Source organism: Robertmurraya kyonggiensis (genome assembly GCF_005116465.1).
In the GTDB taxonomy this organism is placed as follows: domain Bacteria; phylum Bacillota; class Bacilli; order Bacillales; family Cytobacillaceae; genus Robertmurraya; species Robertmurraya kyonggiensis.
Genome location: NZ_SWBM01000003.1, coordinates 181,724 through 206,311, shown reverse-complemented (window position 1 = coordinate 206,311; position 24,588 = coordinate 181,724). Strand labels below are relative to the sequence as shown.

The window sequence follows — 24,588 nt, the reverse complement described above, 5'->3', positions numbered from 1 at the left end:
GAAATCATGGATAATGAGAGAAGTGCCACAATTAACATAGGTGACAAAGAGTATGAACTGGTTTTAACTACACGAGCTACAAAGGCCATTGCCGGTCGTTATGGTGGTCTTGAAAACCTTGGAGAAAAACTGATGAAATCAGAAAACTTCGAGATGGCACTTGATGAGATTGTTTGGCTAATCACGCTGCTTGCAAACCAGTCCATTTTGATTCGAAACCTTAAGAATAAGAACGCACCAGAAGAATTGCTGACAGAGGAAGAAGTGGAGCTTCTTACCTCACCACTTGACTTAGCGGCATATAAAACTGCAATTACCGAGGCGATGTTCAAAGGTACAAAGCGAAATGTAGAAAGTGAGGAGGGGACTCCAAAAAACGTGGAAGTCGGGTAACAGACGCTGAGGTCTTTACCCGGCTTCTTTATTATGGAACGGTTCAGATGGGCATGGAAGCAGAGGAATTCTGGCTTATGCCAATTGGACTGTTTTTTGATTTATGGACTTGCCACAAGCAATGGCATGGGATTGAAAAAACAAAGAAAACTCGAACCATTGACGATATTATCCCACTTGGCATATAAAGTACATTATTTTCTAATTAGATATTGTTTTAATGTAACGTATATGATACATTAATTGCATAGAAATATTTTAATGTAACGCATATGTAACATTAAATTGATATTAAAAGGAGAATGATGATGGGTATTAAAGAAGAATTTATGAAAAAGACAAAGATGCTTGATGTCCATAATGGAAAAAATGGGGTTGAAGAGGTTATGGATTATTTGGTAGATCCAGCAATCGTGTTCAAAATGATAATTGCATCAGAAATGGAATTACCAGTATTAACATTAATAGCAAAGGATTTAGAAAATAAGTTTAATGAAAATTCTAATTTCCCTGTTGTTGTTACTGATGATAACAAAAATACAACTGCCAGACAGAATGTTGGACGAATGATTAAATTTATTATGTCAAAATATGGATACACCCCTGTTGATGGAGGATTATCAGAACGAGCAAGAATACCTGCTATATCAGGTTCAGAGTATTTTTCTACAAGCGGCATCTATAAAAAAACAGATGAAGCTAAATATCAAATTGAGGTAACAGCTAGAAAAATTGGGTAAGAGTAGTAGCTGTAAACAGGAATATAGATTCATACAGTTGTTCTTGTATTAACAGTAGATTGGTATTTGTGGAATTTACTCCTAAGGAAATTAATGAAAAAATAACTAACATTTTATTTTGGAGCAATCAAAAGATTGCTCCTTTTTCATGTACTCTAAAGCTGGGAGGTGGAGGGATGGCGGACAATTTTGGATTAAAAATAGGTGTCGAGGGTGAGCGAGAATTTAAGAAGGCGCTCTCGGAAATCAATCAATCATTTAAGGTACTAGGTAGTGAAATGGCCCTTGTAACCAGTCAATTTGATAAGAATGATAAATCCATTCAATCGATCACGGCACGAAATGCCGTTTTAAATAAAGAAATTGACGCACAGAAAGAAAAGATTTCAACCCTTAAGGCTGCCCTTGACAATGCCTCCTCCTCTTTCGGTGAAAATGACCGCCGCACCCAAAACTGGCAGATCCAATTAAATAGGGCTCAGGCAGAACTGAATCTAATGGAGCGTGAACTAGAAGAGTCCACAATTGAAGCGGATAATCTCGGTGAAGAGTTAGAGGATTCTGGTAAAAGTGCAGAGGATGCTGGTGGCAGGTTTGAAAAGCTTGGGGGTGTACTTAAGGGAATTAGTGTGGCGATGGGTGCGGTTGCCGTTGCCGCTGGAGCCGCGGCTATTAAGTTAGGTAAAGAGGTAGTTACTCAGTTCGGAGAATTAGAACAAAACCTAGGTGGATCGGAGGCAGTTTTTGGTGCATACGCTGCATCGATTCAGAAAACGGGTGAGGAAGCTTATAAAAATCTTGGGGTTTCCCAAAGTGAGTATCTTGCGACCGCCAACAAAATGGGTGCGTTGTTCCAAGGTTCTGGTATACAGCAACAGAGAAGTCTTGAGCTAACTGAAAAGGCTATGCAACGTGCGGCAGACATGGCATCTGTTATGGGTATTGATATGTCCTCGGCATTGGAGGCAGTCACTGGGGCGGCAAAGGGTAACTTTGATATGATGGATAACTTAGGTGTTGCGATGAACGCTACAAACATCGAAGCCTATGCTCTCGCAAAGGGTCTGGATTTCACTTGGAATACTGCAACACAAGCGGAAAAAGCCGAAGTAGCAATGCAAATGTTCTTTGAGAACACAGAGCAGTATGCAGGTAACTTTGCAAAAGAATCAACCGAGACAATCTCCGGTTCTATTGGGTTACTACAGGCCGCACTTGGTTCATTTACAGCTGGACTCGGTAATGCCAATGCTGATATGACGAATCTGACTGAGAATCTTGTTGATGCTTTCGAGGCGGTTGTCACTAATATTGTACCGGTTTTAGAAAATATCGTAGCCGCCTTGCCAACAGCGACAGGCGCAATATTAGCGGCGGTTGCAGAATTGCTACCAATGCTTCTTGAATTAGTTACAAATATATTCACGCAAGTACTGGAAACAATGTTAAATCTTTTACCGGAACTTATCCCAGCTGCAGTAAGTGCTCTAATGACGATTGTCGGTGCATTAATTGATAACCTTCCACTGCTAATAAATGCAGCAATTGAATTAGTAACAGCACTTGTGGAGGGAATCGGCATAGCGTTACCACAACTCATCCCTGCGGCAGTTTCTGCAGTTATGCAGATTGTCCAAGGATTGATGGATAACCTACCGCTCATTTTGGATGCCGCTTTGCAGTTGATTTTAGGATTAGCACAGGGATTGGTAGATGCCATACCACAGCTTACTTCTGCATTGCCTGTCATCATCAAAGCAATAGTGGATTTTATCATTAAATCTATTCCGCAGATTATTGAAGCGGGTATTCAATTATTGACCTCACTGGTTACAGCTTTGCCTACCATTATTACAGCAGTTGTGGAAGCAATACCGCAAATTATCGACAGTATCATCAGTGCTGTTATTGGGTCGATTCCTTTGATTATTGATGCAGGTATCCGGCTTTTGGTATCTCTAATCCAAGCATTGCCGCAGATTATTACTACTGTTGTAGGTGCTATTCCCAAGATTGTTAGCTCGCTGGTCAATGCCATTATTGGTAACATCGATAAGATTATCTTAGCGGGTGTACAACTGTTTGTGGCACTGATTGCAAATCTGCCAAGGATAATCGTGGAGATTGTTAAAGCAGTACCGCAGATTATATCTGGACTAGTCAGAGCCTTTACTGGTTATATCGGTCAAATGTCTCAAGTAGGCGGAAATTTAATTAAAGGATTGTGGAAGGGGATTTCAGACGCAGGGGCATGGCTATGGAATAAAATCTCTGGATTTTTCGGTAATGTGGTATCGAAGATTAAAGACTTCTTTGGTATCAAATCCCCCTCTGCTCTGTTTGCTGGAATTGGTCACAACATGGGTGAAGGTATCGGTGTGGGTTTTGAGGATGCAATGACAGCAGTTTCAAAGGATATGCAAAATGCAGTACCAACCAGTTTTGATTTTAATTACAGAGGTGTATCTGGACAAGGTAATGCCACGGGTTCAAGTATCACTCAAAATATTTCAGTTGTGACACCTAAAGCTCTATCAGAAAAAGAATTAGCACGGGAGTTTAAGAACCTATCCCGTAAACTGGCACTTGAATTGTAAAGGAGGTACGGAAATGGAGCTAACATACACCAATAGAGATGGAGAGAGTATTACGCTTAAGCAAAGCCGACCGTACTTTCTTACGAAGGTAGACGGTACTGGAAATATTCGTCAAACCGTCAACACTTTCAAGGCGCCGGATCAGGATGGCGCTTTTTATATTTCCTCCACACTAGATATGCGAAACATAACGATTGAAGGTACGGTTGTTGCTGATACTCCCGATGAAGCTTATAAAAGGAGACAACACTTCCTTCAAATATTCAGCCCAAAGCTACTAGGAACCCTTCAATACCGTGAGAGACAGATTTCCTGTGTGGTAGAGGAAGCAGGTTTTAGTGTTTCTAATCGGCAACGAATACCAAACTTCTTTGTCAGTCTGCTCTGCCCATCCCCTTTCTTTGAGACATTAAATGAGGTGCGCGAGGAACTGGCATCATGGATACCGCTATTTGAGTTTGAATTGGAAATTCCAATGACTGGGATGGAGTTCGGAATGCGTCAACCTAGCCAAATCATTACGGTGGAAAATATAGGGGATGTATCTTGTGGATGCGAGATAGTGTTTAGGGCCTTAGGTACTGTGTCGAACCCTGAACTATTAAACATAGACACGGGAGAATATATCCGACTTCTCACTACAATGAGCGCTGGGGATGAACTTCGTGTATATACCCATTTCGCTGGTAAGCGTGTGATCCAAGTTGATGGTTCAACGGTTACAAATGCTTTTTCACTGTTGGATACCAATTCGGTGTTCTTTCAACTGGCGGCAGGCCTTAATACACTGAGATACGATGCTTCTGTCAATATGGAATTGTTAGAGGTTAGTATTTACTTTCGTCCGCAGTTTCTGGGGGTGTGAAAATGGAACTGTATATCTACAATTCAAACCGGGAGCTTGCAGGCATTGTTGAATCCTTCGAGTACTTACGCTGGACGAGACGCTATTCCCAGTGTGGCTCATTTGAGTTAAAGGCGATAGCAACTCCAGAGAATACAGAACTCTTAAAGGAAGGGAATATCATCTGGAAAAATGATGATGAGGAAGCCGGGATCATTGAGCATCTGGAACTTTCTCAAACCGAGCATGAAATTATTACTGCAAGTGGACGCTTTGCAACTTCCTTCCTCTCCCGCCGCATTGTTTGGCAAACGGAGAAATTGTCTGGTGACATATCTGTCTGTGTGGAGCAACTGATAAATAATAATCTCATCAATCCTTCTGATACAGCAAGGAAGATTTCGAACCTATCCTTTTCTGCCCCAAACTTAAATGTTCCTATTAGCACACAGGTATCGTATCGAAATTTAATGGATGCCGTGACGGGACTATGTGTTGCTTCGGATATTGGCGTTAAGACCGTATTCACTCCTGCGACAGGGATTTTTACTGTGGCGTTGTATAGAGGAACGGAATCACAAGCGGTATTTTCTAAGGAATTTGAAAACCTTACGGAACAGATTTACACAATAAGTGCTGGAGATTATGCCAACACTGCCCTCGTTGGTGGCGAAGGAGAAGGTACAGACCGAACTTTTGTTGCAATTACAAGTGGCTCAGGTGAGACAAGACATGAAATTTTTGTGGATGCTAAGGATCTGCGAGAGGAAGACTTTGGCTCTGATTACATTGATACACTAATCTTTCGGGGTCAAAGTAAGCTGAGTGAGCAAGCGATACGCTATTCATTTGATACATCGGTCAATCCACACGGCAATTTGACATATAAGATAGACTTCGACCTTGGGCAGAGCGTCAAAGTCATTTCCAAAGCATGGGGTGTATCCATGACGACGCGCATAACAGAAGTTGAAGAAACCTATGATGCAGACGGTCAGAGTATCAGTGTAGTATTCGGAAAAGCTGAGTTAACGATAGCACAAAAAATCCGCTCCGACTTGATTGAAGTTAAAACAGCAATAATGGCACCAACTGGCATATCCGAAATTGCCCAAGCTTTAGGAACTGTGGAGGAAACGCTGGGAACTGTAGAGGAAACCTTGGGTGACTTGACGGAGGTAGATTTAGAGATTCAAGGAGACAATGTTGCATCTACTTTCAACAATCTGTATGGAAAACTACCTGCACTCGAAATTAATGTGGGAGCAGGTACTGTATCGATTGGTCAATATGCGTTGCACCAGATGAACCCTGGAGATGCCTTTTATTTCACTTCATGGAATGGCAATAAGTTTAGTGACCAGCCAAGTGATGACGGTCATGTCTTTTTGGTAAAGCATAACGGGGATAACACGGGGAATGGCTTTCAGAGGGCGATGGGTTTCTTTATTTCTCGTAATACCATGACATTTTATGTGATTTCTATTTTCGTATTTAACAATCCTTCTGGTCAAGCAAACTGGCTTAATATCAATAATGAACCTGTCACTACTTCAAGGATTGCCAATGGAGCAGTCACCGGTTTGAAAATGGCAGACCGAACAATTACAGCTGCCAAAATGGTATCCTCCTTTAGCGACTACTCAACTACAGAACAAAACACAGGGCGGCTATGGATAGATGGCAAGACGATTTATCGTAAAGAGATAAATCTCGGTTCGCTTACGGATACAACACCAAAACATGTACCTCATGGTATAGCAAACCTCAGCACTGTTGTCAGTTTAACCGGTTTTGTCACGAATGGGAGTGTTTTCTTGCCACTGCCCCTTGCTCGTTACAACAACTTTGCATCTCAAATCGGACTCTTCGTGAATATGACCGACATTGTAGTCGAACCAGGCAATGATAGAACTGCATATACAGGCTATGTAGTTATAGAGTACACAAAAACCGTTTAGTAAGGAGGGAATAGTTTATGGAGAAAAGTGGATTTTTCAACTCATCTGATGGAGATAGAATCTATGACGCAACAGATTTCGCTGCATATTTTGGAAGCCTTGTCTCGAATGGTGTATTTTATTCTACACCAACAAACCTTCTGGTGTCTCCAGGGATTGGGTTGGCAGTGAGCATAGCAGCGGGCAGTGCATGGATTAATGGTTATCGATATGAAAATACAGATGTTTTAAATAAACCCCTCGCTACAGCAGACGGAAGCAATCCTCGCATAGACAGGGTTGTGGTTCGGTTAAGTCAAATTACGAGAAACATTCAGCTTGCCATTGTCACGGGTACTCCCACAGCATCACCCATAGCCCCAGAGCTGACAAGAACAAGCGATGTCTATGAACTTGGCATTGCTGATGTTCTAGTACCTTCGGCGGCTACATCGATTTCAGCAAATAACATTATAGATACCCGATTGAATACTAGCCTTTGTGGGCTGGTAAACTCGCTAGTTTCGGCTGTTTATGAATAGGAGGAGGTGAGTGTAAGTGGCGGATATTAATGGCATCACTCTGCAGGCGGGTTCTAGCCCGACCGTCCATTACACAATTACTTATACCAAAAGCCGTCTAAATAATAGTCAGATGAGATACAACTTCACCATATCCGCTGCGTTGGGTTCATCAGGTTCCTTTATCCGTAGTGGTTATGCATTGCTTTGCACTATGACTGTAAATGGTTCTTCTTCACAGGTACGTATTAAAGCGGCGGACGGAGATAACTGGGAAGGGACCACACCAAGGCTCAGATATGTTTCGGTGACCTGTGCTTCTACTACAGGTAATGCAACACAGCCAGTCACATTCAAAGTGGTATCTGATGGACGATTGCCATTATCCTCTGGGGTAATTACCAATTCAAGCTATACGGTATTAAGTTCTCCATTGCTTACTACAGCTTGTGGAGCCCCAACATCTTGTACGGTTTCTCCAACACTTGCGGAAGGGAATGTGACTCTTTCTTGGAGCGGTGCTTCTGGGGGGATCAATAATACAATTTCTAGTTACGAGATTCAATATAGCGATTCCACCGATAATGTCACATGGGGAGCATGGACTGCCTTGACTACGCTGACCACCACAGCAACAAGTGGTAGTGTATCCGTTGCACCGCCTCCCACCCGAGGTAATTATCGAAGGTTTCAAGTACGAACCCGTGGTACAGCAGGAGCTAGTTATTACTCTAGCTGGAAAGTATCCACAAACAGTGTCCGTAGAAATACTGGGCCAAAGCCAGCGACGACTGCTGTTGCCTCCCCTGCGGCATATAGTAATGAGACTATCACACTTACTTGGAGCGGAGCATCTAGCGGTACCAGTCCAATTAAGGGATATCAAATTGCCAGTCGCACATCTACGGATAATAATACTTGGAGTGCGTGGAATGTGTTGACCACGTTGACACTGGCGGCAAGCGGAGGGAGCTATAACCCAATAGTTTCAAGGACTCCAGGAACATATACTCAATTTGGTATTTGGACAATTGATACATTGGATGTTTATTCAATAGAAAAAGTCAGCAATAGTATCTATTGTAATGTCACAGCTTGTGCAGCACCGACCCTTTGCACGGTAAGTGCAACATTATCTGAAGGAAATGTCACTCTTTCTTGGAGCGGAGCATCTGGCGGTGCAGGTAACCCTATCACTTCCTATGAAATACAGTACAGTGATTCACACGATAACATCAATTGGGGTGCCTGGTTGGCATTGGCTATAGTCAATACTTCTGCAACAAGCAGTATTTTAAATGTCAGTCCACCTGCTATACGTGGCCATTATCGTCGGTTTCGAATAAGAACTCGTGGTACGGCTGGTGAGGATTATTACTCAGACTGGACTATTTCCAGCAATACTGTTCGTAAAAACATACTGCCCATACCACCGACTATTTTTGCCGCAAACCCTCCTATATATGAAGCTAATACAATAAATCTTTCATGGAGTGGGACGGTACCTGGAACCAGTGCGATTAAGCAGTATGTCATACAACAGTCTACATCGACAGATGGTGTGAATTGGTCGGCATACGTAGCACTGACGACTATTATTTCAAGCAATACCTCGGGTAGCCTTCAGGTAAATGCTTCACAAATAGCTGGTCGGTATACCCGTTATCGAATCAGCGTCACAGATGCTCTTGATGCAGTGTCTGCCTATGTTGTCAGTAACTCGGTAAAGAAAAACAGCCCGCCTGTAGCACCGATAGTGGACTGTCCAAGGTCTGGCAATTTTACTTATAACGCCACACCACGTTTTATGATTACAACTGGTATCGAACCAGATGGCCAAACGCAAATAGTAGAGGTGAAAATTGATTCAGGTGAATGGCAAAACAGCGTAGACCAACCTGAGCGGTTTTCCATAAGCGGCTACCTTGGTAATGGGGTCAAGACGGTTTACCAAGCTGAACCGCTTTCAGTAGGAAATCATACGGTTACTGTCCGTTGTCTTGACAGTGATATCGAATCAAAAAGTACAGAAGTTGTTCGTACCTTTACTATATTGGCATTACCTTTTGAAATCATCACTCCAAATGTGACACACGTGAAGGCAGCACATATTCAGACGCTTCGAACTGCTGTAAATAGAGTGCGTAGCTATTACAATCTATCTCCTGTGACTTGGAAAGAGGAGATCATCACAGGAAAGACCACTGTTAAGAATTGGCCATTTCATATCGTTGAAATACGCAAGGCTATTGATTCAATTATTATAATGATTAATGGCTTTGATTCTTCGCAGGCATTCGATATACCACCAGTCACATGGCTACCTTTCGGTACAGGACGACCAAAGGCGGATGTAATGCAACAAATTCATGATCTAATTCAAATAATGTAAAGGTAATATTCAGCGCTCTTGTCATCTGCAAGGGCGCTTTTATATATGGAAATACACGAAATGGAGGTGTCTATTAATGAAAGAGATTTGGAATTGGATACAGCTGGCTATTGCCGCAGTCGGTGGATTTCTTGGATGGTTTCTCGGAGGTTATGACGGATTTCTCTATGCACTGGTAGCCTTTGTGATCATTGACTACCTGACAGGTGTCTTTTGTGCAATTGTAAACAAAAAACTGTATAGCGAAATCGGTGCTAAGGGAATTTTCAAAAAGGTACTCATCTTTATAATGGTAGGCATCGCTCATATTATCGATACACAAATTTTGGTTAGTATTGGAGAAAACAGTGGCATTTTACGAACAGCAGTAATCTTTTTCTACCTAAGTAATGAAGGAGTATCCATTTTAGAGAACGCTGGACATATTGGACTGCCTATTCCAGAAAACCTAAAATCGGTTTTACAGCAACTACATGGACGTGATGGGGAACCGCCTAAGCCTGGTGGTGGAAGATGATTGACTTAATATTTGATTAGAGGTGATTTTAATGAAGTTACGCAAACTATTACTTACGAACAATGCCTGCTTCAAAGCGGGTAAAACCATAACGCCAAAGGGTATTATGGTTCACTCGACCGGAGCCAATAACCCGTGGCTCAAGCGATATGTTGGCCCAGACGACGGTTTGCTTGGAAAGAACCAGTACAACAACCATTGGAATCAAGATAAACCTGGAGGTCGTCAAGTTTGTGTTCATGCCTTTATTGGTAAATTAGCAGATGGCTCTATTGCCACCTATCAAACATTGCCTTGGAATCACCGAGGTTGGCATGCTGGCGGAGCTGCGAACAATACTCATATAGGATTTGAAATCTGCGAGGACAGTCTAACCGATGCCTCGTATTTTTCTGCCGTTTATAAGGAATCTGTAGAGCTTTGTGTATATCTCTGCAAACTCTATAGGTTTAGTGAGAAGGATATCATCTGCCATAGCGAAGGTTATAAACGAGGCATTGCCAGCAATCATGGGGATGTGATGCACTGGTTTCCTAAACATGGGAAGAGTATGGACACCTTTCGAGTGGATGTGAAGAAACTATTAAGTGCTGAAAATAAAACAGTTGAGCTGGTGAATAAGAAATATTACCGTGTGCAAATTGGTGCATATTCGGACAAAGCAAATGCTGAGGCACAGCTTGCCAAGGCTAAAAAGGCAGGCTTTACGGATGCATTTATTAAGTATGATTAACAAATTGAGCGAGTTAAAAATCATCGAGATTCCTAAATAAAATATTAAACTATTAATTTATCTAGCCTGCGGGGGTTCTTCCCTTGCAGGCTCTTTTTTTATGCCTTGATTTAATTAAATTCTACAAATCCTCAACTTCGACCTGTTCCCACGGCTATTAGGTAGGAGGTGATTCCTAGTGAATCAGCACGAGGATAAAAAAGTTACGAAGATCTCGGATGAGGTTATAGACAAAAACACCACCGCACTTAAGAGAGTGTCACAGGAACAGTTACAACGTGAGTTTGATTATATTCAGGCAGAAAAATTGCTGAGAAAGATGCTCGAAAAAGGCTTAATAACTGAAGTAGAATTCAACAAGATAGATGCACTCAATCGCCAAACATTCTCCCCCTTTTTAGCTGAGATAATGCCCTGAAACCGTTGATATATAAGGGTTTCAGAGGTAATATGTGACCTACCAAGAAGGAGGTGAGAGGATGAAAAAGATAACGAAAATAGAAGGGAATCTAGCCAACTCTTTTATTAAGCCAAAAACACGAGTAGTTGCCTACTGCCGAGTTTCAACAGATAGTAATGAACAGCTAGTCAGCTTGCAAGCGCAAAAGGCTCATTATGAGACTTATATAAAGGCGAATCCAGAATGGGAATATGCAGGCTTATATTATGACGAGGGAATCAGTGGCACGAAAAAGGAAAACCGCTCTGACCTGCTTAGAATGTTATCAGACTGTGAAACTGGAAGGATTGACTTAATTATTACAAAGTCCATCAGCCGATTTGCGAGAAATACTACAGACTGCTTGGAGATGGTTCGAAAACTGATAGACCTTGGGGTTCATATCTATTTTGAGAAGGAAAATATCAATACGGGTTCAATGGAAAGTGAATTGATGCTCTCCATTTTAAGTGGGCTTGCAGAAAGTGAGTCAATTTCCATTTCAGAAAATACTAAGTGGGCAATTCAAAGACGATTTCAAAACGGAACCTTTAAAATTTCCTACCCACCATATGGGTATCAAAATATTGACGGTCAGATGATAGTAAACCCCAAGCAGGCTGAAGTTGTGAAGTATATTTTTGCAGAGGTATTATCGGGAAAAGGTACACAGAAAGTTGCAAATGATCTTAATCAAAAGGGTATCCCTTCAAAAAGACGCGGTCGTTGGACAGCTACTACGATTCGAGGGATTCTGACCAATGAAAAATATACTGGCGATGTTATTTTACAAAAGACTTATACTGACAGCCATTTTAACAGGCACACTAATTATGGTGAGAAAAATATGTATCTAGTAGAAAACCATCATGAGGCAATTATCAGCCATGAGGATTTTCAAGCAGTAGATGCCATTCTTAATCAGAGAGCAAAAGAAAAAAGCATCGAAAAACGCAACAGCAAATATCTAAATCGATATTCTTTCTCCAGTAAAATTATTTGCTCTGAATGTGGCAGTACCTTTAAAAGACGGATTCATTCATCTGGAAGAAAATACATCGCTTGGTGTTGCAGTAAGCATATAAGCAATATAACGGAATGTTCTATGCAGTTCATACGAGATGATGATATAAAGACTGCATTTGTTTCGATGATGAATAAACTCATATTCGGTCAGAAGTTCATATTAAGACCACTTTTGGAGGGGTTACGTAACCAGAACAATGCAGCGAGTTTTCATAGAATTGAAGAGTTGGAAATTAAGATTGAAAACAACATGGAGCAGAGCCAGGTGCTTACGGGTTTAATGGCCAAAGGATATCTGGAACCTGCTCTTTACAATAAGGAAAAGAACTCACTGGTACAAGAAAGAGAAAGGCTTCTTGCTGAAAAGGATCAACTTACTCGTTTCGTCAATGGAAATCTTGCTAAGGTAGAGGAAGTTAATCATCTACTTAGGTTTGCCACTAAGTCCAAAATGCTCACAGCCTATGAGGATGAGCTGTTTGAAAATTACGTAGAAAAGATTATTGTTTTTTCACGAGAGGAAGTCGGATTTGAATTAAAATGTGGAATCACATTGAAGGAAAGGTTGGTGAATTAATGGGTCACACACCCTATGGATATAGAATTGAAGATGGAAAGGCTGTTGTAGATGATATAGCAGCGGAAAAAGTAAGGGAATTATTTTCAGGGTACTTGGCAGGACTTTCTTTGAAGGGGGCTGCTAAAAAAGCCGGGATAGACTGCTACCACGCCACAGCAAGTAAGATGTTGCAAAACAAGCACTACCTTGGCGATGAATTCTACCCTCCAATTATTGATGAGGAGACCTTTGAAAAAGCAAGAGTAGAAAAACGAAAACGAGCAAAAAAGCTAGGAAGGATATGGGAACCTAAAGACGAACCGGAAACGGATTATCCTATAAAGTTCAAAGCAAAACCTCTAGTGCAAAAATATGACGACCCATACAAGCAGGCGGAATATGCCTACAGTTTGATAGAAAGCGAGGTGTAACAAGTGGCAGTGAGTAGGAATGTAACAGTCATTCCAGCAATTAAACGAATCGGAAATAATAAAAATAGTGAAAGCAAACCCAAAATACGAGTGGCCGCTTATTGCCGTGTTTCAACGGATAGTGAGGAGCAAGCTTCAAGTTATGACATACAGATTGAACATTATACAAATTATATTAAGAAAAACAAGGAATGGGAATTGGCAGGGATTTTTGCGGATGATGGCATCACAGGTACAAATACCAAAAAGCGAGATGAATTCAACCGCATGATTGAAGAGTGCATGGCAGGAAATATTGATATGATCATCACAAAATCCATCAGCCGATTTGCCAGAAACACGTTGGACTGCCTTAAATATATCCGGCAGTTAAAGGATAAAAACATCGCCGTATTCTTCGAGAAAGAGAATATCAACACACTAGATTCCAAGGGCGAAATCATGCTGACCATTATGGCATCCCTTGCCCAACAGGAAAGCCAGTCCTTAAGCCAGAACGTAAAGCTGGGTATTCAGTATCGATATCAGCAAGGCGAAGTCCAGGTGAATCACAAGCGTTTCCTTGGATACACCAAGGATGAAAACAAGCAATTAGTGATTGACCCAGAGGGTGCTGAGGTTGTTAAACGGATTTACAGGGAGTACCTAGAGGGAGCCAGCCTTTTACAAATAGCAAGAGGACTAGAAGCAGACGGTATTCTAACAGCGGCAGGCAAAGCCAAATGGAGACCAGAAACACTGAAAAAGATACTGCAGAATGAAAAATACATCGGTGATGCCCTTCTACAAAAAACATATACGGTTGATTTCCTTTCTAAAAAGCGAGTCAAGAATAACGGCATCGTTCCCCAGTATTATGTGGAAAACAGCCATGAGCCTATCATTCCACGCGACCTTTTTATGCAGGTTCAAGAAGAGATGGTTCGAAGAGCGAATCTTCGGGGTGGCAAGGGCGGTAAAAAGAGAGTATATAGCAGTAAGTATGCTTTATCGAGTATTGTTTACTGCGGACAGTGCGGTGATATTTACAGACGGGTACATTGGAATAACCGAGGATACAAGTCAATTGTTTGGCGATGCGTCAGCCGTCTGGAGGAGAAGGATTCTGAATGCACTGCCCCTACCATAAATGAGGAAACATTGCAGACAGCAGTGGTTAAGGCTATTAACGAACTTTTGGCTAACAAAGAACCATTCCTCTCAACCTTACAGAAAAACATAGCTACTATATTTAATGAAGAAAATGATCATACCACCGATGATATTGATGGCAAATTGGAAGAATTACAGCAACAGCTTCTTATCCAAGCAAAGTCAAAGAATGACTATGAGGATGTGGCTGATGAAATTTACCACCTTCGTGAATTGAAGCAAAATGCACTTGTAGAGAATGCAGAGCGAGAAGGGAAAAGGCAACGAATCGCTGATATGACTGATTTCTTGAATGAACAATCCTGCGAATTGGAGGAGTATGATGAACAGTTAGTAAGGCGACTTATTGAGAAAGTAACGATATATGAAGATAAGCTCACCGTTGAATTCAAGTCTGGGATTGAGATAGGCATAGAAATATAACATTAGTGGCTGACCGTCAGTCAGGAGATAAATCATTCTCTTGGTTGGTGGTTTTTCTGCAAGATCAGGGTTTGAATTACCTCATTTAACTATTGACCCTTACGTTACGTGATACTTTATAATGACAACTGAAGGAGGTGCATATAAGACATGAGTATGAAAGTAAAAGAAGTAGCTGAATTGGTTGGTGTTAGTGTTCGTACACTTCATCATTATGATCAGATTGGGTTATTAACTCCAAAAGAAACCACCTATTCTGGCTATCGGCTTTATTCTGAAGAGGATCTTGAAAAATTACAGCAAATTTTATTTTTCAGAGAGCTTGATTTCTCCTTGAAGGAGATTAAAACGATTATCAATAGCCCTTCATTTAATCAACAGGAAGCGTTAATCTTACAACGGAAAATGTTAATTGAGAAACGAAATAGAGTCGATAAAATGATTGAAACCATTGATAAAACGATTAAACACACGATGGGAGAAATTAAAATGTCGAACGAAGAAAGGTTTGAGGGTATTAACTTTAGACTCAACCAGTATGAACAAGAGGCTCGCATGCGTTGGGGGGATCAACCTGTTGATGAGATAAGCGCAAAATTAAGAGACATGGCTATAGATGAACAACAAGATTTATCTCAAAATTGGGATGTGATTTTCAATAAACTTGTACAACTTCGCAATTATTCTCCTAACTCGCAAGAAGTACAAAAAACGATTAAAGAATGGTATGACTTTTTAAATAAGAATTTTGGTAAGTATTCTCTTGATGCCTTCCAAGGATTAGGCCAACTCTATATTGAAGATGAACGCTTTACACAAAACATTGATCAGTATAGTGAAGGATTGGCCAAGTTTATGAGTGAGGCAATGAAAATTTTTTCAGTAAATCAAAAGAAGAAAGGTGGTAGCAATGCAAATAGTAATTGAAGATACAATTAAACAATATGAAAAATTATTTAGTATGGAAGAAGAGAGAGAAGACTTCTATCGATATTCAATGATGAAGCCCTTTGAAAAAATGTGGAATATCATTAACGTTCCATTAAAGGCAAATCAACCTAATGGATATGACGTAATAATGGCTACAAAAATGCTTGGTTACCTTGATATATCAAATACCGAAACTGGAAAGATTGCGTTAGAGATGCTAAAAGAAATTCAAGCTCTTCAAACTGCCTATGACACTTTGAAGATCTGTGTTAATTTTATTCAAAAAAATAATCTGAAAATAAATGCCGATGAGTTAAAATTTGGAATGTATATAGCTGATCCAAAAAAGCTCGAATTGCAAAAGGGATATTGTGGGTTCGGTGGAATCCCAGGTTTTATTCAAGTATCTATTTATCCTAATTCCTATAATATTCCGAAGATACCTGCTGTAATTGCACATGAATTTCATCATAATATCCGTTTTTCATATTTTGATTGGGATCATGGGAACGTTACTGTTGGTGATTACTTAATTATAGAGGGGTTGGCAGAGTCTTTTGCAAGAGAACTGTATGGTGATGAATTTTTAGGACCTTGGGTTACTTCTTTTGACAAAGAGGACTTGGAATATTCAACAGAGATAATAAAGGAGTCACTAGATGTTAAAGGATTTGCTGAGGTTAGTAGTTATATGTTTGGTGACACTATTGCAAAAGAACAGGGCTATCAACCTGTTGGCTTATCACCATTTGCTGGTTATGCAGTGGGTTACCAAGCGGTACAATCCTTTATGAAAGTCAATAATGTAGGAATAGAAGAAGCTACCTTACTTGATACAAAGGAAATATTATACAATTGCGAACTATTTACAAAATAAATAACTCATTTGTGACCGTTAATCAGGAGATAAATTCTTTTGGTTGGCGGTTTTTATTTTGTAATTGAAAAAAGTTAGTAGTGTGTATATAATATTATTAACAATGTTGTTGATATTATTATTGATAAGGAGAGGACAAGATGATTGATGTTAACGAGTTACTAGAACAAGCTATCAGAGAAACTGAAAAGTTGAATGAAGGTGAAGTCTTTCTAGTTAAGGATCTGTTTAAGGGTTACGTATGGAACAGGATACCAAGAAAGGACCGGCTTTTGCTTGGAACTTTATTTCTTAATCGGGTTAGTAAAATGAATGATAATTTAAAGGCTATTGAAAAGACTTCTTCAAATCAGCAAAGATACAAAAAGATTAATTTGTAATGAGTTTTTATAAATCTCATTAATGAATAGAAAAATCATATATGAAAGGCGGTGAATACATGCTAAGTATAGAGGAATACATTGCACGCAGAAAAAAAGAGGATAAGCTCAATGAATTTGACATTGATGCCCGTACACAAAATATGAGAATTTGCGTTGATTATGTATTCGAGTATTTTAGTAATTATTTGAATATTACCGAGGCCGAAGAAAAAACGGTACTCCATGATCAAAAGCTAGATAAGTATCGGAAGCAGCTTAGGGAGTATGACCCTGAAGTTCGAGAATGGGTTGTTGGTATTTACAATGAATACGGAAAGCAAATACACAAACACATTGGAAATATTATGAAGGCGAATGAGTTTTTCTTTCTGTATAGTACTGATAGTGAATTTAGAAATGCTTCCTATGATTGCTATTCGCAGCTCATTAAAAAGTTGCCGTTTCTTAAGGACCAAACAGAGATGCTTTTTATTTTTATAAAAGACTATCATAGGGTAGAAAGCGAACAAAGGTTTAATTTCGGAATACCATCAATAACAGAAGAAATAACTGATTGGATCGATAAAGCCTGGGCAAAGTATCAGGTTAATATTCTTGCCTTTGCCTATGGTTGGATAAGTAGTTTTTATGACAACGAGGATCTTTGGCCATCAACGCATAGAAAGAAGAGTCAATATACTTGGAGGAAGTACGACTACGATTATAAGCAGAAAAGTAATCTCTTTAACCTTGATTCACTATATAGAAAGATGCCGAAAAAATCCTTCACAAAAGGAAGAAAGCAAGAATTTGAAATACTGTTAATGTATTATTGGCTTTACGACATAGAAGGCGATAGTGATTATTGGCAGGAGTATTTGGAGATGGTTTTATTGCTTTGAAAAAGCAATAGATTTATGAACATAGATGGGGTGAAAAAATGAATGATAAAGAAATAATTCTTTCAAAAATTGCAGAGATTGTTAGCAGACCAGGATTTTTTATAAAGAAAAATTCAGAATTTAAGGCCAGATTAAAATGCTTGGGGCTTAATGACCTTTACGAAAAATATATAGACTACCTAGTACCTTATTTCTACAATCAAGGCTATGCACACAAATTTGAGAATAATAACGAGGAATACGATGTGTTTCTAGGTTTAGATAGTATTTTCTCGGATTTATATAAGGAAAACAGGCATGAGGATATCATCAATCTGCTAAAAGAAATAACTAAATCTTTCAATGTAAGATATATTTCTGAAGAAAGCGATGAAGACTTTGAAGAACTAGCTAAACTATACGAGATTTTAGGGTTAAGTATAACCATTGAATTTGATAAAGTTAAAGTTTCTGCTTGCATGGAAAGTGATTTTGCCAGAGTAAGTGAGATGTTTTCTGTTGAATCATGGATAAAAAGTAACCACAAAGAAGTATATGATGCTTACAAATCGGCAATTGATGCTTATACACAAGGTCATTCAGGAGCTTGTATTGAATCATGTAGGACAAGTATCGTAAGTATATTTTCAAAATATAAAGGGACTGAAAATTTCGCAAAGTGGATGAGAGGTGTATTTAACACTAGCGGAGACAGTGCAACTGCAACGGTCGCCGACTTAGATAGGGCTCTTAAATCAGATCTAAAAAAAGAAGATTTAGCAGATTTTTTTAACGAAAATAAAGATGGAAAGCTGACAAAGACCAAAACAATTTATATGATTTACTCTATGATGTCTGATTACGGGACTCATAGGAATGAGAATACTATTGAATCGCCAACAATTGAAGATGCACTGTTTTGTTTGAGACTAACAGATAGCATTTTATTTTGGGTATATTCAAAAAACAAATAGTGATTTTTGAATGAAGGGGTGAATAATATGTCCGACGTAAAAAATGCATATGATCAGATTATTGATTTCTTGAACAATGAAACAGAAAAAACATTATTACTACGAGGTATTGCTGACAAGGAAAAGCATCAGGCTCTTCTTAAAGCTTTGAATTCTCAAGGGAACTTGAAAGGACTAATTAATTTAATTCATACAACAAAAGATGGAATGGATAATTTTTTTCGATGGGCGGAACTTTATAAAGTTAACGTACCGAAGAAATATGGGCAAGGAATGAAATTATCCAATCTTACAATCTTCTTTGATAATCTAACCACTAAAGGCAATAGTGAAAAATACGATAATTATGAATTTGACTTTATGATTATATGGCCGATTCAAAGTGTAACAAAAAATGAAAAAGAAATTCAGATGTTAAAAGAAATGGCTGAACGTCAAAAAACCAAAAAAATCATATATCTTACAATTAAGGAGCCTTGGTACAACCCTGATTCTTTAGACCCTATTGTGGATCGAGTGATAAAACTGGACTGTGAGAATGATGACCCAAAAGAATATCAGCGTATTCTAGCCGCCTACGAAGAGGATATGAAAAGGCGCTATTAAGTTAGATTATGTGAATTAACAGTATTACCTGGGAGGAATTTAGCATGGCTACTTTTCGGGATGTTATGAAATTAGATAGAAATTTGAACGGAGGGATTACATGGTAAGTAAAACTGACGCCATTGAGATAATAACATACGCTGAAGAAAATGGAATTAACATATGGATTGATGGAGGTTGGGGAGTAGATGCATTATTAGAAGAAGAAACAAGAGCACACAACGACATTGATTTATTTGTGGAGGAAAGTAATAGTAAAAAGTTTGTTGAGATATTAAAAGAAAAAGGTTTTGTTGAAGTTACAGAAGCATATACCACCACATCTCACACGGTTTGGAAGGATACTAAAGGTAGGATAATTGACCTTCATATATTTAAGTTCAACGAACAAGGATACATTGTTTTTGAAGGAGAAGCATATCCTCCAAAAGTATTTAGTGGTATTGGGAAAATAGGCGATAAAATGGTCAGATGTATTGATGCTGAAAATCAAGTGTTATTTCATCTAGGCTATGAGCATGATGAAAATGATATGCATGATGTAAAACTATTGTGCGAGAGATTTAATATTCCTGTTCCGAGTGAATACAAGTAACAAACGGATTCCAATTTTAAGCTGAAGAGCACGTTCAATTTAACTAAGCTAATGTAGTCGATATGTTCCCGTCTACCGATAGTGTCAAAAATGCAGTGGATATGTTTCCGAGAACGGACATACTCAAATGACATTCATTCTATCCTCTCGAGCCATGTAGAAGTAGTGACGAAGTTGGTATTGAAATAGTAATGAGAGGATTTGAGTTTGAAGTGATAGAGAATTTTTGGCGTGAATTGCCACAACCGTTTTTTGTACTTGCACCAATGGAAGATGTGACGGATGTTGTATTTCGCCATGTAGTAAGTAAAGCAGGTCGACCAGATGTATTTTTTACAGAGTTCGCCAATACGGAGAGTTACTGTCATCCTGAGGGAAATCGAAGTGTGCGAGGACGCTTACTTTTTACAGAGGATGAACAACCAATTGTGGCGCATATTTGGGGAGATAAGCCTGAATATTTCCGACAAATGAGTATTGGTATGGCTGAACTTGGATATAAGGGTATCGACATCAATATGGGTTGTCCGGTGCCAAATGTAGCATCTAAAGGGAAGGGGAGTGGCCTTATCCTTCGTCCTGAAGTTGCTGCAGAAATCATCCAAGCGGCAAAAGCAGGAGGATTGCCTGTAAGTGTGAAGACTAGACTTGGATACACGGAAGTCGGTGAGTGGCAGGAATGGCTAACTCATATATTGAAACAAGACATCGCGAATCTTTCTATTCATTTGCGTACTAGAAAGGAAATGAGCCTAGTAGATGCCCATTGGGAGCTGATTCCTGAAATCAAGAAGCTTCGTGACGAAATTGCTCCAGATACACTTCTGACGATCAATGGGGATATCCTTGACCGTGAAATGGGCTTGAAGCTTGTGGAACAATATGGTGTTGATGGAGTTATGATTGGCCGTGGTATTTTTAAAAATCCATTTGCCTTTGAAAAAGAGCCGAAAGAACATGGTAGTGAGGAATTGCTTGATCTCTTGAGATTGCATCTCGATCTCCATGATAAATATTCACAAGAATTAGAGCCACGTCCATTCACAGCTCTTCATCGCTTTTTCAAGATTTATGTTAAAGGATTTAGAGGAGCGGGCGAATTGAGAAATCAATTGATGAGCACAAAGTCAACAAATGAAGTGCGTGCTATGCTCGATAGCTTTGGAAAAGAAAGTGTGGAAGTGTAGAATGATATAAGGAAAGGGCTGACATGAATGCGGGATTGAACTCGACTCATGTCAGCCCATTTTTTCCTCCAAAAATTGTTTTGGTTCAACACCATGATATTTTTTAAAAACGTTAGAAAAGGAATAGTGGTCAGAATATCCAAGGGATGAAACCGGATTTGCCCGAGAAATGTAGAAGTTGTCCATATTTAAGATTGTGTTAAGGTGGTTGTCCAAGAAATAGAGCTATAGATGTGGAATCTGAGACGCACGACAGGGATTACTTCTGTCAGAGTTATCTACAAATCTATGAGTATGATCATGACCGGATGGTTCAACTTGCTAAAAAGGTTAGTGCTAACTAGTAGAGGAATGAAAAAAAGCCCGCAAATGCGGGCTATAAAGAGTCTTAGTAATTTGCTAACTGTTGTGTAGGAGTCATGATGATGGTTGGATTCTTAGCAGGGTCTAACCATTTTAAAATCGACACTACATTTGATTGAGATGTAGCGACACAACCTAATGTGTAGCTGCTTCCGGTGTGAAAGAAGATGGCGCTACCCTTGTATGGAGTACGAGCTGTATTGTAATTGATGACAAACCCGTATACATAAAGTCTGTGAGTCATATCTTCTGCACTTGTCCATTGACCTTGTGTGGCGCTTCTTGATTGCCAAGTGTTGTAAAGAGAGGATTCGGGGTCATCTACCCAAACATCATCCGAAGTGATATTTCTCCAAGGGAGTTTCGTCCCAGGACTCCCTTTTTGTCCAAAGGCTGTGCCGATTGTGAATTTTCCAATTGGTGATTTACCATCGCCTTCTTTGGTTTTACCAAAACCATTCTTTCCAATGAAACCTGTAACATTCATGACACGTTTCCATTTTCCGTTCCCGTCTTTTTCAAATGTTTGGATTGTCGCATTTCTTGAGCTAGTACCATTTGTTGTAACAAGAATAAGTTGACGATTTCCACTTATTGATTTCAATTTATCAGCATCGTTTTGAGGGGCTGAAGGAGCTGGTGTGTTTGAAGTAGTTGTAGACTGTTTTGGAGCTTCTACTGTCTTCACAACTGGTTTCGTATCCGATAGATATTTGCTAGAAAGCCAACCTGTTTTGCCGTTTACACTCGCTTTACTCCAAGAATCACTTAACTCGGTAATGGTTACGGCTTGTCCTTCTGTAACGCTTTGGATGACAGCGTGATTTGTACCCGGACCACTTCGCATATTTAATGAACTAATATTTACATATTTGGTTACGGGTTCAATAGCTTTAGTTACAGGAGCTACAGTTTGAGATTCTGTTTTTTGTTCTTTATTTGTAGTTTTCGCTGCTTCTTCTTTTGCCTCTACAGGTTCAACCTTTGTTTCTTCAACTGTTTCTTCCTTCTTGCCTTCAACTTTATCAGCTTTTTTGACATCCTCATTCTTCACATCGGATTTTTCAGTTGCCTTTGTTTGTTGAGTTGAGGCTACTTCTTGCGTGTTGTTTGTGACTATTTGAAATAAACCAAATGCCAATGCTGCAACTACAAGAATAGTAGAGAAACCAATTAATAGTTTTTTCTTAGTGCGTTTCATATTTTAGTTTTCCCTTCTTGTGAAAAAGTCTTAAAACTTTCCAAAAATTTGGTAATACTAACCTCTTTATATCAAAATACTAGACTCTAATCAATGGTAACATAAACCATCCTATATAGAGCCAACAAATAAGGAATCATGAAGAGTCGACATCTTTAAATCAGTCCGCTTATTGACAAAATACGTACTTGAGGACGTTTTTTAACCTACATTATCGTGCACTTAAAGTGGGGGTGATTGACTTGAATTTTGTTATCCTTCTTTCCTAGAGTATAATTTTTTTGTCAAGGAGGTTGGAAAATTGGAAACGCTCGTTATTGAAAATGACATTAAAGTAGTCTACGTAACTGCAACATCTTTTCCAGAAGGTATTCAGGAGGCTCATGAGAGACTTCATGAGGTGATTCCATATTCAAATGAGAGAAGGTACTTTGGGCTATCAAGACCAGAGATGGGAGTGATAGTTTATAAGGCAGCTGCAGAACAATTTGAAAAAGAGAAAGATTCTAATTGTGAAGCTCTTATTATTGAAAAAGGAAAATACAGATCCATCACGGTCATGAATTATAAAAATGCTCCTCAAAAGATTTCGGAAGCATTTGACGAGCTTATTTCCTATTCTGACATTGATCCGAATGGTTATTGTGTCGAATGGTATCAAGGAGAAGAAGATGTGAAGTGTATGGTAAGACTGAAAGGCTAAGAATTATGATTTATAGTCGCGAAAACTAGTTTTTGGGATGGGAAGTTCTGGTGAAAAAATTATTGACAAAAGAAAAAAATGGGAGTATTTTTTAGTTGAATTCAAAATTAAATATTTCCGAACACCTTTTATTCGCTGAATCAATTTTGAGCGGGGGAACCATTTTCGATAGATATTTATCTATCTTGGGGTGAGTCTTACTAAGTAAGAGGGGATACTCTCAATCCCTAATCCGACAGCTAACCTCGTAAGCGTTACAAGTTAATCCGAGGGAAAGGTCTAAGGGTTATCCCAAGACCATTCTTATTTGTGATGGTCTTTTTTTCATGGGCGAATATGTTTTTTAGGAATTGAAGGGAGGAAGACTAGCAAGAGAAATAGTGCATAGGGAATGGGACAACTGAGGCTGCGAGAAAAGTTTTTTCTTTGTCCCTGACTGCAACGTTCGACACAGTGAGTAGCTCATGCATGTGGATTATCTCTTAGTTCCTGTTGAATCTGATTGACCACTTTGGTCATGTGTTAATCTTAAAATGACCACTATGGTCACTCAGAGCAGAGCAGAATAGAAAGGAGATGGTCATCATCAATTCGATTTTTAAAAGTTTAAAACCTGACAAACAAGAACGTATTATTAACGCCGCAATTAAAGAATTTGTTCAAAGCGGTTTTGAAAAAGCATCCACAAATGAAATAGTCAAAGAAGCTAAGATCTCAAAAGGATCATTATTCAATTATTTTAATAGTAAGAAGGAGCTTTATCTGTATTTAATTGAATATGGTGTACAAGTGATCGAGCATATTTATGACCAAATCGATTTGGATGAAACCGATATTTTTAATAGGCTTGAGAAATTAGGGTTAAAGAAGTTGCAGATTCAAAAAAAATTCCCCCAGGTGTTTGATTTTTTACTGTCGATAATGAAAGAGGAATCGATTGAAGTGAAAGATATCATTCAAAAAAGAGTTCAATTAATCTATGGCAAGGGCTATGCAAAAATATACGAGAATATTGATTACACTATGTTTCGTGAGGACATCGATATTGAAAAGGCGATTGAAATTCTTAATTGGACGATGTTTGGATTTGGGGATAAATCACTTAAACAATTAACCACAATCGGAGAAGTTGGAGAACATTATCTTACAGAGTGGGAGAGTTATTCGAAAATCCTAAAGTATAGCTTTTACAAATAAGGAGG

The 24,588-nt window shown here is 39.1% G+C and carries 25 protein-coding genes and 1 riboswitch; of the genes, 24 read left to right on the top strand and 1 reads right to left on the bottom strand.

Annotated elements, in window-relative coordinates:
• Window positions 1–6 precede the first annotated feature (6 nt).
• From FA727_RS14730 to FA727_RS14630, 22 genes are all read left to right on the top strand, one after another.
• Entirely contained in the window at window positions 7–393 is a 387-nt protein-coding gene (locus FA727_RS14730) for a hypothetical protein (protein WP_136832095.1), read from the top strand.
• Window positions 394–440: 47 nt separating this feature from the next.
• The gene (locus tag FA727_RS24425) at window positions 441–581 is read left to right on the top strand and encodes a hypothetical protein (protein WP_170209274.1); all 141 of its coding nucleotides are present in this window, start codon (window positions 441–443) and stop codon (window positions 579–581) included.
• A 120-nt stretch (window positions 582–701) separates the two neighbouring features.
• Window positions 702–1,133, top strand: a complete 432-nt coding sequence (locus FA727_RS14725; protein ID WP_206663843.1) for a hypothetical protein — start codon at window positions 702–704, stop codon at window positions 1,131–1,133.
• A gap of 68 nt (window positions 1,134–1,201) precedes the next feature.
• The gene (locus FA727_RS14720) at window positions 1,202–3,730 is read left to right on the top strand and encodes a phage tail protein (protein WP_246041905.1); all 2,529 of its coding nucleotides are present in this window, start codon (window positions 1,202–1,204) and stop codon (window positions 3,728–3,730) included.
• Complete coding sequence (locus FA727_RS14715) at window positions 3,720–4,595, top strand: phage tail family protein (protein ID WP_246041903.1); 876 nt, start codon at window positions 3,720–3,722, stop codon at window positions 4,593–4,595. The genes FA727_RS14720 and FA727_RS14715 overlap by 11 nt, the downstream gene beginning before the upstream one ends.
• Window positions 4,596–4,597: 2 nt before the next feature.
• Window positions 4,598–6,535, top strand: coding sequence for a siphovirus ReqiPepy6 Gp37-like family protein (locus FA727_RS14710; RefSeq protein WP_000424787.1), 1,938 nt, complete (start codon window positions 4,598–4,600; stop codon window positions 6,533–6,535).
• Between the two features lie 17 nt (window positions 6,536–6,552).
• The gene (locus FA727_RS14705; RefSeq protein WP_000415659.1) at window positions 6,553–7,056 is read left to right on the top strand and encodes a hypothetical protein; all 504 of its coding nucleotides are present in this window, start codon (window positions 6,553–6,555) and stop codon (window positions 7,054–7,056) included.
• Window positions 7,057–7,072: 16 nt separating this feature from the next.
• Window positions 7,073–9,427, top strand: a complete 2,355-nt coding sequence (locus FA727_RS14700) for a hypothetical protein (RefSeq protein ID WP_041184639.1) — start codon at window positions 7,073–7,075, stop codon at window positions 9,425–9,427.
• A 76-nt stretch (window positions 9,428–9,503) separates the two neighbouring features.
• On the top strand, window positions 9,504–9,944 hold the full coding sequence (locus FA727_RS14695; RefSeq protein WP_000659472.1) for a phage holin family protein: 441 nt from the start codon (window positions 9,504–9,506) through the stop codon (window positions 9,942–9,944).
• 31 nt (window positions 9,945–9,975) lie between these two features.
• Window positions 9,976–10,677, top strand: a complete 702-nt coding sequence (locus tag FA727_RS14690) for an N-acetylmuramoyl-L-alanine amidase (RefSeq protein ID WP_000776688.1) — start codon at window positions 9,976–9,978, stop codon at window positions 10,675–10,677.
• 178 nt (window positions 10,678–10,855) lie between these two features.
• Window positions 10,856–11,095 (top strand): SHOCT domain-containing protein, encoded by a 240-nt coding sequence (locus tag FA727_RS14685; protein WP_001071508.1) that lies wholly within the window; start codon window positions 10,856–10,858, stop codon window positions 11,093–11,095.
• A 61-nt stretch (window positions 11,096–11,156) separates the two neighbouring features.
• Window positions 11,157–12,719 (top strand): recombinase family protein, encoded by a 1,563-nt coding sequence (locus FA727_RS14680; RefSeq protein WP_136832089.1) that lies wholly within the window; start codon window positions 11,157–11,159, stop codon window positions 12,717–12,719.
• A complete protein-coding gene (locus tag FA727_RS14675) occupies window positions 12,683–13,132 on the top strand; it encodes a recombinase family protein (protein WP_000267062.1) in 450 nt (149 codons plus the stop codon). The genes FA727_RS14680 and FA727_RS14675 overlap by 37 nt, the downstream gene beginning before the upstream one ends.
• A 3-nt stretch (window positions 13,133–13,135) precedes the next feature.
• A complete protein-coding gene (locus FA727_RS14670) occupies window positions 13,136–14,707 on the top strand; it encodes a recombinase family protein (protein WP_000301253.1) in 1,572 nt (523 codons plus the stop codon).
• A 150-nt stretch (window positions 14,708–14,857) separates the two neighbouring features.
• Window positions 14,858–15,634 (top strand): MerR family transcriptional regulator, encoded by a 777-nt coding sequence (locus FA727_RS14665; RefSeq protein ID WP_000062149.1) that lies wholly within the window; start codon window positions 14,858–14,860, stop codon window positions 15,632–15,634.
• Window positions 15,618–16,514: a DUF2268 domain-containing putative Zn-dependent protease gene (locus FA727_RS14660; protein WP_001167590.1), complete on the top strand. Its 897-nt coding sequence runs from the start codon at window positions 15,618–15,620 to the stop codon at window positions 16,512–16,514. The genes FA727_RS14665 and FA727_RS14660 overlap by 17 nt, the downstream gene beginning before the upstream one ends.
• A 140-nt stretch (window positions 16,515–16,654) precedes the next feature.
• Window positions 16,655–16,894, top strand: coding sequence for a single-stranded DNA-binding protein (locus FA727_RS14655; RefSeq protein WP_000567890.1), 240 nt, complete (start codon window positions 16,655–16,657; stop codon window positions 16,892–16,894).
• Between the two features lie 59 nt (window positions 16,895–16,953).
• Window positions 16,954–17,778: a hypothetical protein gene (locus FA727_RS14650; protein WP_136832087.1), complete on the top strand. Its 825-nt coding sequence runs from the start codon at window positions 16,954–16,956 to the stop codon at window positions 17,776–17,778.
• 38 nt (window positions 17,779–17,816) lie between these two features.
• A complete protein-coding gene (locus FA727_RS14645; protein ID WP_000998178.1) occupies window positions 17,817–18,731 on the top strand; it encodes a hypothetical protein in 915 nt (304 codons plus the stop codon).
• 27 nt (window positions 18,732–18,758) lie between these two features.
• Window positions 18,759–19,337: a hypothetical protein gene (locus FA727_RS14640; RefSeq protein WP_001286136.1), complete on the top strand. Its 579-nt coding sequence runs from the start codon at window positions 18,759–18,761 to the stop codon at window positions 19,335–19,337.
• A 100-nt stretch (window positions 19,338–19,437) separates the two neighbouring features.
• A complete protein-coding gene (locus FA727_RS14635) occupies window positions 19,438–19,932 on the top strand; it encodes a nucleotidyltransferase domain-containing protein (protein ID WP_000253894.1) in 495 nt (164 codons plus the stop codon).
• 191 nt (window positions 19,933–20,123) lie between these two features.
• Complete coding sequence (locus tag FA727_RS14630; protein ID WP_136832085.1) at window positions 20,124–21,119, top strand: tRNA dihydrouridine synthase; 996 nt, start codon at window positions 20,124–20,126, stop codon at window positions 21,117–21,119.
• A 388-nt stretch (window positions 21,120–21,507) separates the two neighbouring features.
• On the opposite strand, the gene FA727_RS14625 is transcribed toward FA727_RS14630, so the two are convergent.
• Window positions 21,508–22,683 carry an SH3 domain-containing protein gene (locus tag FA727_RS14625; RefSeq protein WP_136832083.1) on the bottom strand — a complete coding sequence of 392 codons (1,176 nt, stop codon included), beginning with the start codon at window positions 22,681–22,683 and terminating at the stop codon, window positions 21,508–21,510.
• Window positions 22,684–22,984: 301 nt separating this feature from the next.
• Here FA727_RS14625 and FA727_RS14620 point away from each other — a divergent pair, with 301 nt between their 5' ends.
• Both FA727_RS14620 and FA727_RS14615 read left to right on the top strand, forming a co-directional pair.
• Window positions 22,985–23,386, top strand: a complete 402-nt coding sequence (locus FA727_RS14620) for a transcriptional regulator (protein ID WP_136832081.1) — start codon at window positions 22,985–22,987, stop codon at window positions 23,384–23,386.
• Window positions 23,387–23,509: 123 nt separating this feature from the next.
• A riboswitch (cyclic di-AMP (ydaO/yuaA leader) is annotated at window positions 23,510–23,655 on the top strand.
• Window positions 23,656–23,962: 307 nt separating this feature from the next.
• Window positions 23,963–24,583: a TetR/AcrR family transcriptional regulator gene (locus FA727_RS14615; RefSeq protein WP_136832079.1), complete on the top strand. Its 621-nt coding sequence runs from the start codon at window positions 23,963–23,965 to the stop codon at window positions 24,581–24,583.
• Window positions 24,584–24,588 lie beyond the last annotated feature (5 nt).

Coding starts and splice junctions, on each gene's coding strand:
- FA727_RS14730 (WP_136832095.1), top strand. CDS start 7: ATGGATAATGAGAGAAGTGCCACAATTAACATAGGTGACAAAGAGTAT.
- FA727_RS24425 (WP_170209274.1), top strand. CDS start 441: ATGGGCATGGAAGCAGAGGAATTCTGGCTTATGCCAATTGGACTGTTT.
- FA727_RS14725 (WP_206663843.1), top strand. CDS start 702: ATGGGTATTAAAGAAGAATTTATGAAAAAGACAAAGATGCTTGATGTC.
- FA727_RS14710 (WP_000424787.1), top strand. CDS start 4,598: ATGGAACTGTATATCTACAATTCAAACCGGGAGCTTGCAGGCATTGTT.
- FA727_RS14705 (WP_000415659.1), top strand. CDS start 6,553: ATGGAGAAAAGTGGATTTTTCAACTCATCTGATGGAGATAGAATCTAT.
- FA727_RS14695 (WP_000659472.1), top strand. CDS start 9,504: ATGAAAGAGATTTGGAATTGGATACAGCTGGCTATTGCCGCAGTCGGT.
- FA727_RS14690 (WP_000776688.1), top strand. CDS start 9,976: ATGAAGTTACGCAAACTATTACTTACGAACAATGCCTGCTTCAAAGCG.
- FA727_RS14680 (WP_136832089.1), top strand. CDS start 11,157: ATGAAAAAGATAACGAAAATAGAAGGGAATCTAGCCAACTCTTTTATT.
- FA727_RS14675 (WP_000267062.1), top strand. CDS start 12,683: ATGTGGAATCACATTGAAGGAAAGGTTGGTGAATTAATGGGTCACACA.
- FA727_RS14665 (WP_000062149.1), top strand. CDS start 14,858: ATGAGTATGAAAGTAAAAGAAGTAGCTGAATTGGTTGGTGTTAGTGTT.
- FA727_RS14660 (WP_001167590.1), top strand. CDS start 15,618: ATGCAAATAGTAATTGAAGATACAATTAAACAATATGAAAAATTATTT.
- FA727_RS14655 (WP_000567890.1), top strand. CDS start 16,655: ATGATTGATGTTAACGAGTTACTAGAACAAGCTATCAGAGAAACTGAA.
- FA727_RS14650 (WP_136832087.1), top strand. CDS start 16,954: ATGCTAAGTATAGAGGAATACATTGCACGCAGAAAAAAAGAGGATAAG.
- FA727_RS14645 (WP_000998178.1), top strand. CDS start 17,817: ATGAATGATAAAGAAATAATTCTTTCAAAAATTGCAGAGATTGTTAGC.
- FA727_RS14640 (WP_001286136.1), top strand. CDS start 18,759: ATGTCCGACGTAAAAAATGCATATGATCAGATTATTGATTTCTTGAAC.
- FA727_RS14635 (WP_000253894.1), top strand. CDS start 19,438: ATGGTAAGTAAAACTGACGCCATTGAGATAATAACATACGCTGAAGAA.
- FA727_RS14630 (WP_136832085.1), top strand. CDS start 20,124: ATGAGAGGATTTGAGTTTGAAGTGATAGAGAATTTTTGGCGTGAATTG.
- FA727_RS14625 (WP_136832083.1), bottom strand. CDS start 22,683: ATGAAACGCACTAAGAAAAAACTATTAATTGGTTTCTCTACTATTCTT.
- FA727_RS14615 (WP_136832079.1), top strand. CDS start 23,963: ATGGTCATCATCAATTCGATTTTTAAAAGTTTAAAACCTGACAAACAA.